The sequence below is a fragment of the Corynebacterium uberis genome, assembly GCF_020616335.1.
Classification (GTDB): Bacteria; Actinomycetota; Actinomycetes; order Mycobacteriales; family Mycobacteriaceae; genus Corynebacterium; species Corynebacterium uberis.
Window position 1 is genome coordinate 851180 of the sequence record NZ_CP085051.1, and the last position, 15409, is coordinate 866588.

Sequence of the window (15409 nt, forward strand, 5' to 3'; positions counted from 1 at the left end):
TGGTTAGTGTAGGGGCCATGGTTGAGGCGGTTAAGGAAGACAAGCAGGTGCTGCTGGCCGCGCCCCGGGGCTACTGCGCGGGCGTGGATCGCGCCGTGGAAACGGTCGAGCGCGCCCTGGAGAAGTACGGCGCGCCCGTATACGTGCGCAAGCAGATCGTGCACAACCGCTACGTCGTGGAGACGCTCTCCGAACGCGGAGCCATCTTTGTTGACTCCACCGACGAGGTCCCGGAAGGCGCACACGTGGTCTTCTCCGCCCACGGGGTCAGCCCCGCGGTGCGCGGCGAAGCACAGGAACTGTCCCTGCGCACCCTCGACGCCACCTGCCCGCTGGTGACCAAAGTGCACAATGAGGTCAAACGCTTCGCCCGCGGCGGATACCACATCCTGCTCATCGGACACGAAGGCCACGAGGAAGTCGAAGGAACCGCCGGCGAAGCCCCCGAGGTCACCCACCTGGTGGATGGTCTGGACGGGGTGGACAAGCTGCCGGACTTCCTCGACGATGAAAAGCTGATTTGGCTCTCCCAAACCACCCTGTCCGTCGACGAGACCGTCCAGATCCGCGCGCGGCTGCATGAGCGCTTCCCGCACCTGCAAGATCCGCCCAGCGAGGACATCTGCTACGCCACCCAGAACCGCCAAGTGGCCGTCAAAGCCATCGCGCAACAGTGTGAGCTGATGATCGTGGTGGGCTCGCAGAACTCCTCAAACTCCAAGCGCCTGGCGGAGGTGGCACTCCAACACGGGGCGCAGGCCTCCCACCTGATCGACTATGCCCGCCAGATGGAAGACTCCTGGTTTGACGGCATCACCAGCGTGGGGGTGACGTCCGGGGCGTCGGTCCCAGAGATCCTGGTCCGGGAGGTCATAGAGGAGCTGGCGCGCCGGGGATACACGGACGTCCAGGAAGTCACCACGGCCGATGAGACGATCAGCTTCGCCCTGCCCCGAGACCTGCGCCCGGCGCGCACCTAGGTGCTAGAGGTATACCTAGCGGCGGCTCTCGGCTCGGCCCAGGGGGCCTGTGGGGGGGGGGATTGGATTTGGCCGTGCGGGCAGCGAGCTTCGCCGCGGCGCGCTAGTACCGGCGCCGGGGCCGGCGCTGCCGGTTGCGGGCCATCAATTCTTCGACGGTGACGGACTTCTCGCCGCGCTGCACCGGGGGTTCGCGCCGCGAGACGGGCTCCGGCGGCCGTGGCGGTTCCACGCGCGCGCGGCGCCGGTCAGACCTGTCGATTCTGTCAGCCCTATCAGTTCGGTCAGCCCTGCCGGCCCTATCCGCACGAGCAGGGCGTGCGGCGGGCTCGCGCGGTTCGCGCTGGTCGCGTGGTTCGCGCTGGTCGCGCGGTTGACGTGGTTGGCGTTCCTCCTCAGGCCAGCGCCAGCGGGGGCTTGCCTCCTGGGCATCGCGCCAGCTGTTGATCTCCTGGCGGGTGCGCCGCTGTGCCTGGGCGGTGCGTCGCCGGGTGTCTGCCTCCGCGCGGCGGGTGTACTGGGCGCCGCGGCGCAGCAGCCACAGCCGCAGCACGGCAATGGCGATGGACCCGACGGTGACCAGGAAGAGGACGGGGAAAAGCTGCAAGAGGGGAAAGACGGTGGAGGCGATGGTTGTCAGCGAGAATGCGCCAGAATTTGGGCTCCCGGCGCGGGTGATAATCCACGAGGTTGCCACCGTGACCACGGCAAAGGAGACGGGCATGGCAGCCACGGTGAGATAAAGGCCGCGGGGTTGGGTAAACAACGCGACGACGATGCCTCCGATAACAAATGCGCTGACGTAGGGGGCACCGATGTTTGCGTTAAAAACGCTTATCAGAAGGCCCGTGAGAAGGGCTGCGATCACGATGACTATGCCCGCCCAGGTTGGCAGGCCAAGGGAGCCTTGGTCTGCGGCGGGGCGTGGTTTCTGAGTCAGGTGAGACACGTCGCGTTATTCTACCGTGACCTTTCTTCCTCAGGCTGTACGGGGCTTTGCCGTGGCGTGTTGGCAACCGGATGCAGGGTGGTTGGAGGTTCGTCTGTGCGGGCGGAAACCTCCATATCCGCGAGCTTGCGGGCGGTAACCATGACTCGGGCGTTCATGGACCCCAGCGTGGCGTTATAGGCATCCACCGCGCGTTCTAGACTTAAGCCCAACTTGTTGTAGTGATCGCCGAGGATGTTTAGCCGGCTATAGAGCTGACGGCCCAGGAAATGAATCTGGCGGGCTTTATCGGAGTAATCCTCCTGCCGCCAGCCCAGTGCCACGGTGCGCAACAACGCAAACAGGGTAGAGGGGGTAGCAATGATGACGTTGTGGGAAAAGGCGTATTCCAGAAGATCCGGCGCGGTGGACAGGGCAGCGTCTAAGAACGGATCTGCGGGGACAAACAGGACCACAAATTCCGGGGTGGGGCTAAAGGCGCTGATGTAATCGCGGGCAGCAAGTTGGGTGACGTGGGTGCGCAGCTGGTGGGCGTGGCGCCGCAGCAGCGCTTGGTGCTCCTCTGGGTCCTGGCTTTCAATGGCATCGAGGTAGGCGCCGTAGGGAACCTTGGCGTCCACCACAATCTGGCGGCCACCGGCGAGGAGGACCACCAGGTCTGGCCGCACGGTGCGATCGCCCAGCTTGGCGGTGACCTGGCTATCAAAATCGCAGTGGCGGACCATCCCGCCAAGTTCTACCACTCTTTCCAGCTGGATTTCTCCCCATCGGCCCCGCACCTGTGGGGAGCGCAGGGAGTTGACCAGCTCATTGGTGCGGTCCGTCAGGCGTGTGGAGGTGCGCACCATCGCTTGCATCTGGGCGTTGAGCCCAGCGAGGGTGGCTGTGCGGTCTTCTTCAAGAGCACGGACTTCGCCGGCTAGGTGCCCCATGACCTCGCGTATAGGCCGCAGTTCCGCGAGGACGCGGTTGGTGCTGTTGGTGCGTGCGGGTGCGGGGGTGGGGGCGCGTCGCGCCCACAACCAACCCAGCGCCGCCCCCAGCAACAGGCCGATGAGAAGCGCGAAGACGATGTCCATGCACCCTACCTTCTCACAGGGCCGGGACCTGGCGGGCTAGCGCCGCCTCCACCATTGGATCAGGCGTGCGAACACCGGGGGAGTATCCTGCGGGTCTTCTGGTTGACGCTGGGCCTCTTCAGCCCCCTGCTGCGCTTCGGCTTCCCGCTGAGCCTCAGCCTCCCGCTGAGCTGCGGTGTGGGGATCATCGCCCACCTCCACCGCGGCGGACTGCGCCGGCACCTGCGCTTCCGCTGCGCCGTCTAGGCACCACTCCTCCGAGTCTGCCGGTCCCGCCGTGGTGGCCAGCTGTTGGCGGTGCAGGTGGGCCTCCTGTTCGGTGAGCTGGCCAATCGGGGTGATAAAGCGCATCTCCTCCAGCGTGCGCTCCCCAGACTTGAGCGTGACTATGTCCTGGCAGTAGCGGAAGACCACGGCGATCATGGCGGCGACCGGCACGGCCAAAAACGCGCCGACGATGCTAAACAGGCTGCCGCCCACGGTCACGGAAACCAGGATGATCACCGGGTGAAGGTTCATCGCCTTGGACTGCAAGATGGGCGACAAGACGTTGCCCTCCAACTGCTGGACGATGAGGATGAGCACGAGCACCGCCACCGCCTGGGGCACCCCGAGGGACAGCAAGGCGATGGCCACCGCCAGGGCGCCGGCGGCAAAGGCGCCGATGATGGGGATGAACCCTGCGATGAAGGTAATCACCGCGAGGGCGAACGCCATGGGCACCCCGATGACGATGAGCCCGATGCCGATGAAGACGGCGTCGACAAGCGAAACCAACGCCTGCGCGCGGATGAACCCACCCAGGGTGGCCCACGCGCGCGTGAGCACCTCGGTGGCGTGCCAGCCCGCACGCCGCCCCAGCACGCCGCGCGCCCACGGCAGGAAGCGGTGGCCGTCCTTGAGGAAGAAGAACGTGAGCACCAACACCACACCCAGGGTCACCGCCACGGAGGTCACCGTGGAAATACCGCTGAAAATGCCGCCCGCAATCGCGCCGGCGCGGTCTTGCAGCCAGCTGGCGGCCTCATTGATTACCTGGTCAAGCTCGGTTTCGTCGATGTTGAGCGGCGATCGGGTGATAGTCAGGCGCAGCTGCTGGATGCCATTAATCAGCTGCAGATACAGCACCTGCGACTGCCGGACAATGCCCGGGGCGATGAGGTAGATCACCCCGCCGACCACAGCAAAAAAGCCGATCAGCGTGGTCGCCGCCGCCAGGGCGGAAGGGAAATGGGCGCGGCGCAGCCAGGAGGTAGGCCCTGCCAGCACGGTGCACACGATGATCGCCAGGATCACCGGCAGCACGCCCTGCCACACCATGCGCAGCACAATCCACGCCACATAGACAGAGGCCACCACCACCAAGGCGCGCAGGCACGTGCGCGAGGTGCGGCGCAATGCCTCCTGAACCACCACCGAGCGGTCCACCTGATCGCGGTAACCAGTAGTTTTCACAGCAACGTCACTCACGCCCACCCATTTTGCCCTAAGTTGGCCGTTGCTAGGATGGGTGGCCGTGAGCCTTACTCTTGGAATCGTCGGTCTGCCCAACGTTGGCAAATCCACCCTGTTCAACGCGTTGACGCGCAATGATGTTCTTGCGGCGAACTACCCGTTTGCCACCATCGAACCCAACGTGGGACTCGTGGAGCTTCCCGACGCCCGCCTCCCGCAGCTTGCCGCTATCTTCGGCTCCCAGCGGATCCTGCCGGCCACCGTGTCCTTTGTGGACATCGCCGGCATTGTCAAGGGCGCCTCCGAGGGCGAAGGCATGGGCAACGCCTTTTTGGCCAACATCCGCGAGGCAGACGCCATCTGCCAGGTCGTGCGCGCCTTCGCCGACGACAACGTGGTCCACGTCGACGGCAAGGTCGACCCGGCCAGCGACATCGCCGTCATCCAGACCGAACTCATCCTCGCCGACTTGCAAACCATTGAAAAGGCCCTGCCCCGGCTGGAAAAGGAAGCCCGCAAAGACAAGGACAAGGCCGTCGAGGTCGAGGCCGTGAAGAAAGCGCAGGCCGTGCTGGAAGATGACCGCACGCTGTACGCGGCATCCGTCGCCGGCGAGCTGGACCTTGCCCCGCTGCGCGAGCTGCACCTGATGACCGCCAAGCCCTTCCTCTACGTCTTCAACGCCGACGAGGAAGTGCTCACCGACCCCGAGCGCAAAAAGCAGCTTGCCGACGTCGTCGCCCCCGCGCAATGCGTCTTCCTCGACGCAAAAACCGAAGCAGAACTACTGGAACTCGACGAAGACGAGGCCGCCGAACTGCTCGCCTCCGTGGGTCAAGATGAACCCGGCCTGCAAACCCTGGCCAAGGCCGGCTTTGCCACCCTGGGCCTGCAGACCTACCTCACCGCCGGGGAGAAGGAAACCCGCGCCTGGACCATCCCCCAGGGTGCCACCGCCCCGCAGGCAGCAGGCGTGATCCACAGCGACTTCGAGCGCGGCTTCATCAAAGCGGAGATCGTCTCCTTCGACGACCTTGTCGACGCCGGCTCCATGGCCGAAGCCCGCGCCCGCGGCAAAGTCCGCCAGGAAGGCAAGGACTACGTCATGCGCGACGGGGACGTGGTGGAGTTCAAGTTTAACGTGTAGCGCCTAGTGGCATACGCTCACTCTCCTGCAGAATTTGCCCCTGATCAGGGCATTCAGCACCCACGATGTCAAAGTGTTGTTCGAACGACGCAGCACTCGTCCCTGCTCACACTCCCGCTGATCAATATGACCATGTAGGCTGCGGCCTCAGGGCCCTGCGGAGGAATTCCTGGGTCGGCTTCTGAATAAGCCCTGAACGCTGTGGTCGGGCAGAATTCGCATCTCCGCTGGACAGCGCATCTGCCTGTTCTAGAAAGATGGACGTGGGAGAAAATGACGAATGCGATTACTGCCACCGGCGATGATTTGATCGAACCGATCCACCCGGGAGAGGTCCTGATGGAGGACTTCATCAAGGGTTTTGGGATCACACAGAACAAGCTGGCAGTCTCAATCGAGGTACCGCCGCGGCGGATCAATGAAATTGTGCATGGTAAGCGTGGTATCACAGCTGGCACCGCGGTCCGCCTGGCGCGCTACTTTGGTACTTCCGAAGAATTGTGGATGAACCTGCAGTCGACGTACGAATTACGGCTTGAGCGGCGGGCACTACGTGATCAGGTCGATGCGATTACGCCATTGCGGTCTATGTGATTCGACCGGGTGAAAACCCCACGGGCTCAGAGGCATCCCCGCTCATCATCCGGGGTAATTCTAGGCGCGACAAAGGTACTATCGCCCGAGCTATCCGTGCGGGATGGCCGCGTGGTGTGGCTATTATCAGCCAGGATGCTGTGCGCCGGGAGGTCTACGGGGGGCGATGCTCACCTGCCTGCGGTTCGACCATCTGGGTGTGACCCGCTCCAATCGCTGCCAATTAGACCTGGACGGGATACTGAGACGGCATCGCGCTAAGCCCTAGGCACGCGGGGTCACCGAGGAGCCGGTCACGTCGAGGTACCGCAGCTAACCCCGTGCTGGGGCCCGATGAGGTGGTTGTGGGTCCTGGTGTGAACACCACCGCTGCAGTCGACCGAGTGCTTGTCGACGTCGCCTGGGGCGGCGCCGCCTCGATACCCCTACGAGTCACTGACGTACACCTCCTCCGCAGGTTGAGACGAGCTTTCCTTTCCAAGAGAGACGCGGACCTGTACTCCATCTTCCGTGTCGGAGCGGGAGCAGAAGGCCACGCACCTGTTTCGCTCACCTGCCAACGTGCGCCGTCTGATTGATGCTTGGGATCAGGCTCGCATTGGAAAAGCTGAGGTTGACCAGTGCGATCGGATAGACGAGCACGCCTGACTGATGGGACGTGGTGCGTAGCGTGCACCAGGTACGTTGGGTGCATGGCCCAGGTGACCCAGTCCCAGTTCAGCAGGAATGTGCCCCAATACATCGCACTCGCGCAGCATGAGCCAGTAGCCATCACTGCGCGTGATCCGGGACGCGGTGCGGTGGTAGTCTCACTGGAGTTTTATGACCGAGCAGTGCAGGCCCTAGAAAACCAAGCAGATATTCGAGATGCTGCTCGGGCTAGAGGCGAGGCAGGGCGCGTTTCTCACGATGAGCTTATTCGCGGGTATGGGTTCTAAGCTCTTGGGAATCTGTCGGGAACATCCCCGCTAAGCCCAGCCTAGAGAGAGCTCAGAGTTTCTTTTGCCTGGATTAATGTGGCCTCGGGATGGTCTCGGCGAAGTTGGCGGACAGCATGGGCAAGTCCTTTACTGTTCAACTCGGCTCTGAGAGATTCCTTTTCTTCGTCAGAAAGACTAATCACCGCAGGCGCGTCCCGTCGTTTCATAAAAATCAGAATCCCCGCGATGAGCCCAAGCACAAGACAACCGATGCCAACTACTGCACGCCACGATGATGGCTCGTCTGACATTGCGATCAGCAGGCAGCCGACGACCAGGAGAGTGAACGATGAACCGCTGAGTCTTGACATCACGTCGTCTCCTTCGATGTGGTCTGCCTGCCAGATGGCCCTACCTCACATGAAGGTGTGGATCATGCGGGCGATGGGTTGTCTGTGCTTGTTTCCGCAGCATGTCCCAGTCACACGGCCACCCTCACCGTGGACAGTCTAACCTGGTGCACGCGGCCGAGTCTCCGAGCAAGAAACACCGGTAACCATCATGCCTGACTACACCTTTGCACCTCCCACCGAACGGGACATTGTGCAGCTCCACGCCATTTACTCTGATCCTGAAGTCTGGCGGCACCTGCCTTCCGGGCGGCACACCGAGTTGGAGCAGACGGCGCGGATGGTGCGCGAGTGGATTGCGGGGTGGCGCACGGAGGGACTGTCGCACTGGGTGGTGCGTGACGCGGCGTCGGCACGCGTGCTTGGGCACGTGGGCTGTGGGCTGCGCCGAGGGTGTTTCTGGAACCTGGGTTACCGCATAGCGCCGAGCGCGCAGGCGCGGGGGATTGCCACGGCGGGGGCGTGCAAGGCCATTGACGCGGCGCACCACACTGATCCGGAGATGCCCGTTGTTGCCTACCTTCTGGAGCACAATGCGTCGTCTGCGCACGTGGCGCGCAAGGTGGGGTTGGAGCTGCAGTCGCGGTGCCCGGACGCAGGCAATCCGGATCCGCAGGCGGTGCGGCTGATTTTTGCGGATCGCCCCTTAACAGCGGAGGTGCTGAGCGCGGCCCAGAAATAGGCCCAGCAATAGGAACGGGCCGCGGCTAGCGTGTCACCAGGTCCAGGATCACGGGATCCTTGTTCGCGTTGAACACTAAGACGACGGCCTTGACTTGGTTGTCGTCATTAAGAATGGAAACAAATTGTGACTGGTCAAACTCGTCGACTCTGATGCCCGTCGATTTGGAGGGGAAGTCATCATAAAGACCCTCGCCAAATACGGCTTGGTACTTGCCGGAGAAATTGGTGGCCGTTCCGACCTTGGGGTGCGATGTCTTCAGCAGGGAATCGATGCCATTGAAGGTCTGGGACCTGTCCAAGTGGAGCGTGCTCATCACAGAGTCGCGGGTTCGGGGGTCGGTGTGCTTGAGCACCCAGTCGCGCAAGTCCTGCTCCGTGTCCTGCTTGAGCATGTCTTTGACCAGCGCCTGCGCCTTGTGTTCGGGGGATAGTAGCGACATCACGCCGTATGCTCCTGCCCCGGAGACGAGGGTGAGCACCGCGCCGGTAGCAAGGCCAATGACCAGGCTTTTTGTCTGTAGTCCAGCCCCGCGGCTCGCCTTGGCTGGAGCAGGCGCGCCGGGGCCGTACGGCGGGGCCGGAGCTGGGGTCGGTGCCGGCGGGGCGGCTGGTATAGCCGCGGATGGGGCAGTTGGCGCATCAGCGGGTCCTGGGGCAGGAGCTGATTCCGGTCCGACTGCGCCTAGGACGAGCGTGGGCTCGCCACCGGCAGGAGCCGCCGGAGCCGCCGCTGCTGGAGGAGCCGTCGGAGCCGCGGGTGCCTGGGCGGCGAGTTGGTGCAGCGTGTGGACGGTGATGGGTTCGGCTGAGGGGTCCTCCAGGTGGGCGTCGTAACGCGCGCGCAGCTCGGGGTTGCCCAGAATGGCGCGGGCGGTGGAACGCTCGTCGAGCGCGGCGGCGTCGTCGGGCGAGGTTGCCGCGATCTTCTCATCCAGGATGTCGCGCAGCTGCATGCTATCTGCAGCGCGGTCTAGTCCTAGGGATTGGTAGAGGTCATAGTGGGCCATGGCGGGCCATCTCCTTTCGCCGTTATCGGCGAATATACAGGTTCTTGGCCGCCAATGTGTGGCACATTATTCGCCCATGAGATGGGGTGGTTTCCTGCGAGTGTTCTTGCCGGAAAAGGACAAGACACCTTGTCGGGCAGGGCAGTTCGTTGAGCACTGCGCGGAGCAGAAATCACCATGTGACCCGCACCGCGTGGCTAGGCCGCGGGGTACAGGCGTGGTGTCGGGCGCACCGTGCCAGAAACCCCAAGGTCCAACACAAGCCTAGGCTTGAGGGGTCAAGAGCAGTGTGAAGAAATCTGCCAACGCAAGAAAGGACCAGCCCATGAAGGCTGCCCGCTACCATGGCCGCACCGATGTGCGGATCGAGGACATTGACCACCAACCGCTGCGCGAGGGTACTGTGCGCATCGACGTCGCCTGGTGCGGCCTGTGCGGCTCCGACCTGCACGAATATCTGGAGGGCCCGTTTGCTTGCCCGCCGCCGGAGCGCCCCAATGCGGTCACAGGGGAGTCCATGCCGGTAACCCTGGGGCACGAGTTTTCTGGAGTTATCAGCGAGGTCGGCGCGGGGGTCAGTGACCTTGAGGTTGGCGACCACGTGGTGGTGGAGCCCTATCTGCTCCCGGATTCGGTGGATACCAGCGACAACAACCCCACCTATCACCTGACTCCGGGGCTGAATTTCCTGGGCTTTGGGGGCGGTGGCGGGGGACTGCAGGAAAACGTGGTGGTGCCGCGCCGTTGGGTGCACAAGGTCTCTGAGCAGGTGCCGCTGGATGAGGCGGCGCTCATCGAGCCGGCGTCGGTGGCCTTCCACGCGGTGGAGCGCGCCGGCATCACGGCGGACAACGCGGCGGGAAAGACGGCGCTGATCGGCGGGGCGGGGCCTATTGGTCTACTTACCGCCGCGGTGCTCAAAGCGCTGGGCGCGCGGGTGATCGTCTCTGAGATCTCGGATCTGCGCCGCGCCAAAGCCCTGGAGTCCGGCGTGGCGGACGTGGCGCTGGATCCCCGGAAGGACGATGTGGTGGCGGAGGTAAGAAAGCTTTGCGACGCCCGCGGCGCCGACGTGGGCTTCGAATGTACCTCTGTGCAGGTGGTGCTCGACACCCTGCTGGATGCGGTGCGCCCGCAGGGAGTGATCACGGTGCTGTCCATCTGGGTCAAGCCTGCCGCGCTGAACCTGCACAAGGTGGTCATGCGGGAGCTTGAGATCCGCGGCACCATCGGTTACGTGCACACCCATCCGAAGGTCATTGCACTGGTGGAGTCCGGAAAATTGGACCTGCGGCCCTTCATTACCGCGAAGATCCCGCTGGAGGCGCTGATTTCTGAGGGCTTTGACACCCTGATTCACCACAATGAAAGTGCCGTGAAGATCCTGGTATCGCCCAGCGGTAGGGGAGTGGAATCCTAGCCGCTAGCGGTGAGCGTGCGGGTGCAGGCCGGCCTCGACGGCGTCGAGAAGAAAACGAATCTTGACGTCGAGGTTGCCGCGCTCGATCCAGGTGTCGTTGGGGCGCATGAACACCGTGGCATCAGGATCACCATCAGCAGGTTGGAGTGCGGCCGCGGCGCGGTCGACCCCGCGGCGCCCCTGCGCGTCAACCTGGCGCATTTGTTCCGTCATCAGGTGGGTGCCCAGCGTGATGTCTCCGATGAAATCGAGCATGAACTCAATGTCGTCGCCGGTGCCGGGAAAGTCCGCGGCGACGAGCGCGGCGGCGAGCTTGCGGATGTAGTCCTGGGCGTGGGCGTGGGCGCCGGGGGTGTTAATGATGGTGGCGGCAAGACCTGGAACGGCACACAGCACCGTCCAGAAATCATCCGCGTAGCGTTCCAAAATGGCGCGTCACCCCGGTGCTTCGTGGCCGTCGGGGCCGTCTTGATCGTCCAGACCGTCTTGGGGTTGGGTGGCCGCGCGGGCAGGATCGGGGAATCGCGCGGAGACCTGGGCTAGGCAGCGGTCGACGAGCTCGTCGCGGGAGGCGATGACCCGGTAGAGGGACGGGGCGGACACCCCGAGCTCAGAGGCAACACTGTTGAGAGTGAAGCGGTCCAATCCCTGGCTCAGTGCGGTCTCGATGACGGAGTCCAGTGTGAAAATCGGCCTTCTGCCTGAGGTGCGGCGCATACCCGACAGCCTAGTGCTCATCGCTTGGACAAGGTCCACCCGGCCGCTGCTTGCCTGCGCCGCCAAAACGCCGTGTATGGCCCAGGGTGTGCGATGAGCTGCTCATGGGTGCCCTGCTCGGCGACGCTGCCGTCCGGGTTGAGCACCACGATGGTATCGGCGGTGACCACGGTGGACAGCTTGTGGGCGATGACAATAAAGGTTGAGGTGGTGCGCAGTTCCTCCACGGAGGCGGTGATGGCGGCCTCATTGTCCGCGTCCAGCGCGGAGGTGGCTTCGTCAAAAAGCACGATGGGGGACTTCTTCAGCAGGGCGCGGGCGACGGAGACGCGCTGGCGCTCTCCGCCCGACAGGCTGCGCCCGGCCTCACCGACCCGGGTGTTCCATCCCTTTTCCATCCGCTGCGCGATGGTATCCACCCCGGCCAGGCTGGCAGCGTGGGCGATCTCCTCATCCGTGGCGTCCTCGCGGCCCACCCGGATGTTCTCCCACAGGGTGTCATCAAACAGATAGACGTCCTGGAAGACCAGGGACAGCTGCGTCATCAGGTCTGCTGTTGTCTGCTCGCGCACATCCACACCCCCGACGCGCACCGCACCGCTGTCAACGTCCCAGAATCGGGCGATCAGTCGCGCGATGGTGGTCTTTCCGGATCCGGAAGGTCCCACGATAGCCACCATGGTCCCGGGGGCAGCCTTCAGGCTCACATCGCGCACCACCGGGGTTTCGCCGTAGCCGAATGTCACGTGGTCCAACTCCACGGAGCCGGGGGAGACCACAGGGGTGGATTCCGTTGGTTCCGGCAGGATCGGGGTGCTCATGATGTCCCGCGTTTCTGTCAGCGGTTGACGGGCCATTTCCACGCCCACCAGCATCTGGCCCATGTTGTCCAGGTTCCGGGAGAACCGGAGGGTCAGGCCAATGAAGGTGATGGCCGCCACGGCGGACATGGTGCCCGCTAATGCGCCGAGGGCGGCGATGATAACCAACACCACCACAACCATCTGGGTGACCATCCCTGTCAGGAGCAGGGCTCCCGAGGACACCCACAGGTCCCGGATGGAGGCGGCGTGGTTGCGGCGGTGGGCCTGCGCCAAGGGGGCGAAGTCGCGGGAGTGTCCGGCGGCGCGCAGGGCCGGCTGGCAGGTGGCAAACTCCACGATTCGGGAGGCGAGTTCCTGTTCGGTGGGGCGCACCCGCGCATTGGACCGGCGCTTAATGCGTTGGGCGAGCATCATGATCACGCCGGCTATCGGCCCGGCGATTGTCAGTGCCAGCCCCAGCCGGACATCCCAGAACCAGGAGCCGATGAGAATGATGAGCATCGCAGTGCCGTTGGTGATGATCACGGAGATGATGTGCGCGAGCGATTCGCCCACGGCCATAAAACCCGAGGACACCAGCTGGGAGATCGTGCCGGAGCGCTGGCGCCCAAACCATCCCAGCGGCAGGGTTGCCAGGTGGTCGCCCAGTGCGGTGTGGCCGGTGCGGATGAAGTCCATCGCGGCGGCGTATCCCACCACATTTTGCCGGTAGACCAGCACGCCGGTGACGGCGGCGAGGACCGCGAGAACAATCAGCCAGCCCCCGGCAGACAGACCGCGGCACGGCTGCCCGGTGCTCAAGGCTTCTACGAGCGGCAGGATGCTCAGCAGCGCGAGCCCTTCGAGGACTCCGGCGCACACGTTGAGCCAGATCGCCTGGGTGAGTTGCCGATTGCCGCGGGGGCTCAATTGTGAGCGAAAGACGTTGATCATCAGGGGGTCAGGCATGGTGGGTTCCCATCAGTTCGTCGAGGGTGGCGTCGGTGATTTCTGCGCCGCTGAGCCGGCGGTGCAGTGTGCCATCGCGCAGGATGAGCAGTTGGTCAACGCCTCGTATCGTTTCGGGGCGGTGCGCGATGACCAAAACGGTCCGGCCGGCGGCCAGGCTGGTCAGCGCCGCCTGGATCTCTGCCTCGGTATCGGGGTCGGTGGAGGAGGTTGCCTCATCGAGGATGACCACGGGGGTATCTGCCAGGATGGCGCGGGCAATGGCGATGCGCTGCGCCTGCCCGCCGGACAGGCGGCAGTCCTGCCCGTAGACGGCGTCGAGGCCGATGCTGCGAAGATCGTCTGCGATGTGGGCGGCGCGCGCGGCGTCCCACACCTCTTCGTCGCTGGCGGTGGGCCGGGCGAGCCGGATGTTGTCCCGCAGCGAGATGCGCAGCAGCTGCGGGTCCTGAAGCACGAAGGATACGTGCTGGTAAAGCACCTCTTCGGGCAGGTCGCGCAGGTCCACGCCGCCGAGTCGGATGACGCCGGAATCCGGGTCCTGGAAGCGGGCGAGCATCGTCGCTGCGGTGGATTTTCCGGATCCCGACGGCCCGATCAGGGCCGTAACCGTGCCGGGCTCCAGGACGAAACTCAGCTTATCGACGCCCACCTGCTCACCGTAGGAGAAGCTCACGTCCGCGAACTCCACACGGGCGTCGGCCGGTCGCGCCCCTGCGTCGTCGGCACGGGGCAGCACGTCGATGGACAACGCCTCGCTGATGCGCAGGGCTGCCCCTCCAGCGAGCTGATAGGACCACATCGACCGGGTGATGGTGTCGATGGTGCCGGGGACCACCAGCGCGATGAGCGTGGTGGCCACCACGTCGAAGGGGCTCACCCACCCCTGGTGGACCATCCAGGCCCCGCCGCCGACGTTGACCAGCGCCAGCACGGGCACGCTGATCAGGCCTTGGGAAATGGCGGAGCCGCGAATGAGCGGGCCGCACCAGGCCTCGTAGAACTCGGAGAATTCCCTGGCCGCGGTGGCAAACCTGCCATGGGCGCGGCCGACCTTGCCAAAGGCCTTGACTACCTGGATGCCGTCAACAAACTCGACGGCGCGGGCAGACACCGTGCCCAGGCGGGTATCCATCTCTGCGGTCTTTGGCCCCATGTCCTTGGTCATGAGCATTTGCATGACCAGGTAGATGGGGATGACGGCCATGGTGAGAATCCCCAGGCGCCAATCGACGATGAAGGCGTAGCCCACCAGGGCCAGCGGGGTGATTGCGGCGGCGGCCACCTCTACAGGTGCGTGGGCGATGAGCTGGTGGAGTGTTTCCACATCATCTTGAACGGCTTTGCGCACGCGGCCGGACGTCTGGGAGCTAAACCAGCTCAGCGGGGCCCTGGCGAGCCGGCCTTCGAGGCGGGTGCGCAGGATCTCGCGCAGGGTGACGTCCGCGAAGTGGGTGACCAACAGGCCGGCAAAAAGGCAGCCCAATTGGCAGAGGAATGCGGTGATGAGCACCTGTACCAAGAAGTGGACCCGGTCCGGGTCGGGCTCGGTTGCTGCTAAGGCCTCGCCGAGGCGCACCAGCGCGACGTAGGGGGCGATGGCCAGCAGGCCGGACGCGGCGCCGAGCACGCGCCCCAAGGTGACGCGCGCTGCCACGGGCTTCATCAGGTCTTTCAGGGCCGCGTTTCCGGCCTTGCGCTGCTGTGCTGGAGTGAGTGCGTCTGCTGCCGTTGTGGTGTCCGTGCCTGCGCCAGCGGGGGTGGCGGTAGTGGTCGCCGGGGAGGGGTCTGGCTGAGTCATGTTGTCCGTCCAGGGGTGGGATGTGCTGCTGAGCCTACTCTAATACTAAATGCATTAAGTTATTCGACTCACCACCCCCGGACGGGGTCACCTACAGCTCGACGGGCTCGTACTCCCGCGGGGTGACAGCCATCCCGGAGCCGGACTCCTTAGCCGCCTGCGCCTTGGCGGCATGGGCCTCGGCCGTGGCGTCCAGCCAGGCGTGCAGATCCTCGGCGCTGCGCCAGCGGGTGATCACTAGGTACGTGTCCGCATCCTTGGCCGGGCGCAACAGCTCAAAGGACTCAAAGCCGGGGGCGGTGTCCACGGCCTTTTTCCGCGCGGCAAAGCGCTGCTCGATCTCAGCTTCCGCCCCGGCAGGGAAAGAAAGCTCAGTAATGCTGACGTAGCTCATGAGTGCCTCCGTTTCGGTGAGGTGAGGATTACCCACCCCACAGTACGCGTGCCCAAGGGTGAGGGGAAGGGGGCGTCGAC

General features: G+C 64.4%; 15 protein-coding genes. 5 read left to right on the plus strand and 10 right to left on the minus strand.

Translation table 11 applies throughout. The features are described from left to right. Window positions 1-17 precede the first annotated feature (17 nt). On the plus strand, window positions 18-980 hold the full coding sequence (locus LH390_RS03965) for a 4-hydroxy-3-methylbut-2-enyl diphosphate reductase (protein WP_227282527.1): 963 nt from the start codon (window positions 18-20) through the stop codon (window positions 978-980). A gap of 103 nt (window positions 981-1083) precedes the next feature. Here the strand turns inward: LH390_RS03965 and LH390_RS03970 are convergent, their stop codons facing one another. Genes LH390_RS03970 through LH390_RS03980 form a run of 3 tightly spaced genes read right to left on the minus strand, consistent with a single transcriptional unit; the run spans window position 1084 to window position 4478 of the window. Continuing rightward, window positions 1084-1929, minus strand: a complete 846-nt coding sequence (locus tag LH390_RS03970; protein ID WP_227282526.1) for a DUF6542 domain-containing protein — start codon at window positions 1927-1929, stop codon at window positions 1084-1086. Window positions 1930-1940: 11 nt separating this feature from the next. Further along, window positions 1941-3008: a DNA recombination protein RmuC gene (locus LH390_RS03975; RefSeq protein WP_227337393.1), complete on the minus strand. Its 1068-nt coding sequence runs from the start codon at window positions 3006-3008 to the stop codon at window positions 1941-1943. Window positions 3009-3044: 36 nt separating this feature from the next. Next, window positions 3045-4478 (minus strand): AI-2E family transporter, encoded by a 1434-nt coding sequence (locus LH390_RS03980; protein ID WP_227282524.1) that lies wholly within the window; start codon window positions 4476-4478, stop codon window positions 3045-3047. Between the two features lie 46 nt (window positions 4479-4524). On the opposite strand from LH390_RS03980, the gene ychF reads away from it, so the two are divergent. Both ychF and LH390_RS03990 read left to right on the plus strand, forming a co-directional pair. Continuing rightward, complete coding sequence (ychF, locus tag LH390_RS03985; protein WP_227282523.1) at window positions 4525-5610, plus strand: redox-regulated ATPase YchF; 1086 nt, start codon at window positions 4525-4527, stop codon at window positions 5608-5610. Between the two features lie 273 nt (window positions 5611-5883). Further along, entirely contained in the window at window positions 5884-6204 is a 321-nt protein-coding gene (locus LH390_RS03990) for a HigA family addiction module antitoxin (protein WP_227282522.1), read from the plus strand. Between the two features lie 979 nt (window positions 6205-7183). Here LH390_RS03990 and LH390_RS03995 read toward each other — a convergent pair. Then, a complete protein-coding gene (locus LH390_RS03995) occupies window positions 7184-7498 on the minus strand; it encodes a hypothetical protein (RefSeq protein WP_227282520.1) in 315 nt (104 codons plus the stop codon). 187 nt (window positions 7499-7685) lie between these two features. Between LH390_RS03995 and LH390_RS04000 the strand changes: the two genes are divergently transcribed. Then, window positions 7686-8216 (plus strand): GNAT family N-acetyltransferase, encoded by a 531-nt coding sequence (locus LH390_RS04000; protein ID WP_227282519.1) that lies wholly within the window; start codon window positions 7686-7688, stop codon window positions 8214-8216. 25 nt (window positions 8217-8241) lie between these two features. Here the strand turns inward: LH390_RS04000 and LH390_RS04005 are convergent, their stop codons facing one another. After that, complete coding sequence (locus LH390_RS04005; protein ID WP_227282518.1) at window positions 8242-9225, minus strand: hypothetical protein; 984 nt, start codon at window positions 9223-9225, stop codon at window positions 8242-8244. Between the two features lie 325 nt (window positions 9226-9550). Here LH390_RS04005 and LH390_RS04010 point away from each other — a divergent pair, with 325 nt between their 5' ends. Continuing rightward, window positions 9551-10645 carry a 2,3-butanediol dehydrogenase gene (locus LH390_RS04010; RefSeq protein WP_227324371.1) on the plus strand — a complete coding sequence of 365 codons (1095 nt, stop codon included), beginning with the start codon at window positions 9551-9553 and terminating at the stop codon, window positions 10643-10645. A 3-nt stretch (window positions 10646-10648) separates the two neighbouring features. Here LH390_RS04010 and LH390_RS04015 read toward each other — a convergent pair whose 3' ends face one another. The 5 genes from LH390_RS04015 to LH390_RS04035 all read right to left on the minus strand — a co-directional run bounded on the left by LH390_RS04015 (window position 10649) and on the right by LH390_RS04035 (window position 15329). Further along, window positions 10649-11071, minus strand: coding sequence for a hypothetical protein (locus tag LH390_RS04015; protein WP_227282734.1), 423 nt, complete (start codon window positions 11069-11071; stop codon window positions 10649-10651). A 9-nt stretch (window positions 11072-11080) separates the two neighbouring features. Continuing rightward, window positions 11081-11362 carry a TetR/AcrR family transcriptional regulator gene (locus LH390_RS04020; protein WP_227326852.1) on the minus strand — a complete coding sequence of 94 codons (282 nt, stop codon included), beginning with the start codon at window positions 11360-11362 and terminating at the stop codon, window positions 11081-11083. 17 nt (window positions 11363-11379) lie between these two features. Then, complete coding sequence (locus LH390_RS04025; RefSeq protein ID WP_227282516.1) at window positions 11380-13134, minus strand: ABC transporter ATP-binding protein; 1755 nt, start codon at window positions 13132-13134, stop codon at window positions 11380-11382. Then, window positions 13127-14935 carry an ABC transporter ATP-binding protein gene (locus LH390_RS04030; RefSeq protein WP_227282515.1) on the minus strand — a complete coding sequence of 603 codons (1809 nt, stop codon included), beginning with the start codon at window positions 14933-14935 and terminating at the stop codon, window positions 13127-13129. Before LH390_RS04030 ends, LH390_RS04025 begins: the two co-directional genes overlap by 8 nt. Before the next feature lie 91 nt (window positions 14936-15026). Beyond that, the gene (locus tag LH390_RS04035) at window positions 15027-15329 is read right to left on the minus strand and encodes an antibiotic biosynthesis monooxygenase family protein (RefSeq protein ID WP_227282514.1); all 303 of its coding nucleotides are present in this window, start codon (window positions 15327-15329) and stop codon (window positions 15027-15029) included. Between the last annotated feature and the right edge of the window lie 80 nt (window positions 15330-15409).

Bases quoted from the DNA above. Each gene is read 5' to 3' on its own strand.
- LH390_RS03965 (WP_227282527.1), top strand. From the start codon at position 18: ATGGTTGAGGCGGTTAAGGAAGACAAGCAGGTGCTGCTGGCCGCGCCC.
- LH390_RS04020 (WP_227326852.1), bottom strand. From the start codon at position 11,362: ATGCGCCGCACCTCAGGCAGAAGGCCGATTTTCACACTGGACTCCGTC.
- LH390_RS04010 (WP_227324371.1), top strand. From the start codon at position 9,551: ATGAAGGCTGCCCGCTACCATGGCCGCACCGATGTGCGGATCGAGGAC.
- LH390_RS04025 (WP_227282516.1), bottom strand. From the start codon at position 13,134: ATGCCTGACCCCCTGATGATCAACGTCTTTCGCTCACAATTGAGCCCC.
- LH390_RS03990 (WP_227282522.1), top strand. From the start codon at position 5,884: ATGACGAATGCGATTACTGCCACCGGCGATGATTTGATCGAACCGATC.
- LH390_RS04030 (WP_227282515.1), bottom strand. From the start codon at position 14,935: ATGACTCAGCCAGACCCCTCCCCGGCGACCACTACCGCCACCCCCGCT.
- LH390_RS03975 (WP_227337393.1), bottom strand. From the start codon at position 3,008: ATGGACATCGTCTTCGCGCTTCTCATCGGCCTGTTGCTGGGGGCGGCG.
- LH390_RS04005 (WP_227282518.1), bottom strand. From the start codon at position 9,225: ATGGCCCACTATGACCTCTACCAATCCCTAGGACTAGACCGCGCTGCA.
- LH390_RS04035 (WP_227282514.1), bottom strand. From the start codon at position 15,329: ATGAGCTACGTCAGCATTACTGAGCTTTCTTTCCCTGCCGGGGCGGAA.
- LH390_RS04000 (WP_227282519.1), top strand. From the start codon at position 7,686: ATGCCTGACTACACCTTTGCACCTCCCACCGAACGGGACATTGTGCAG.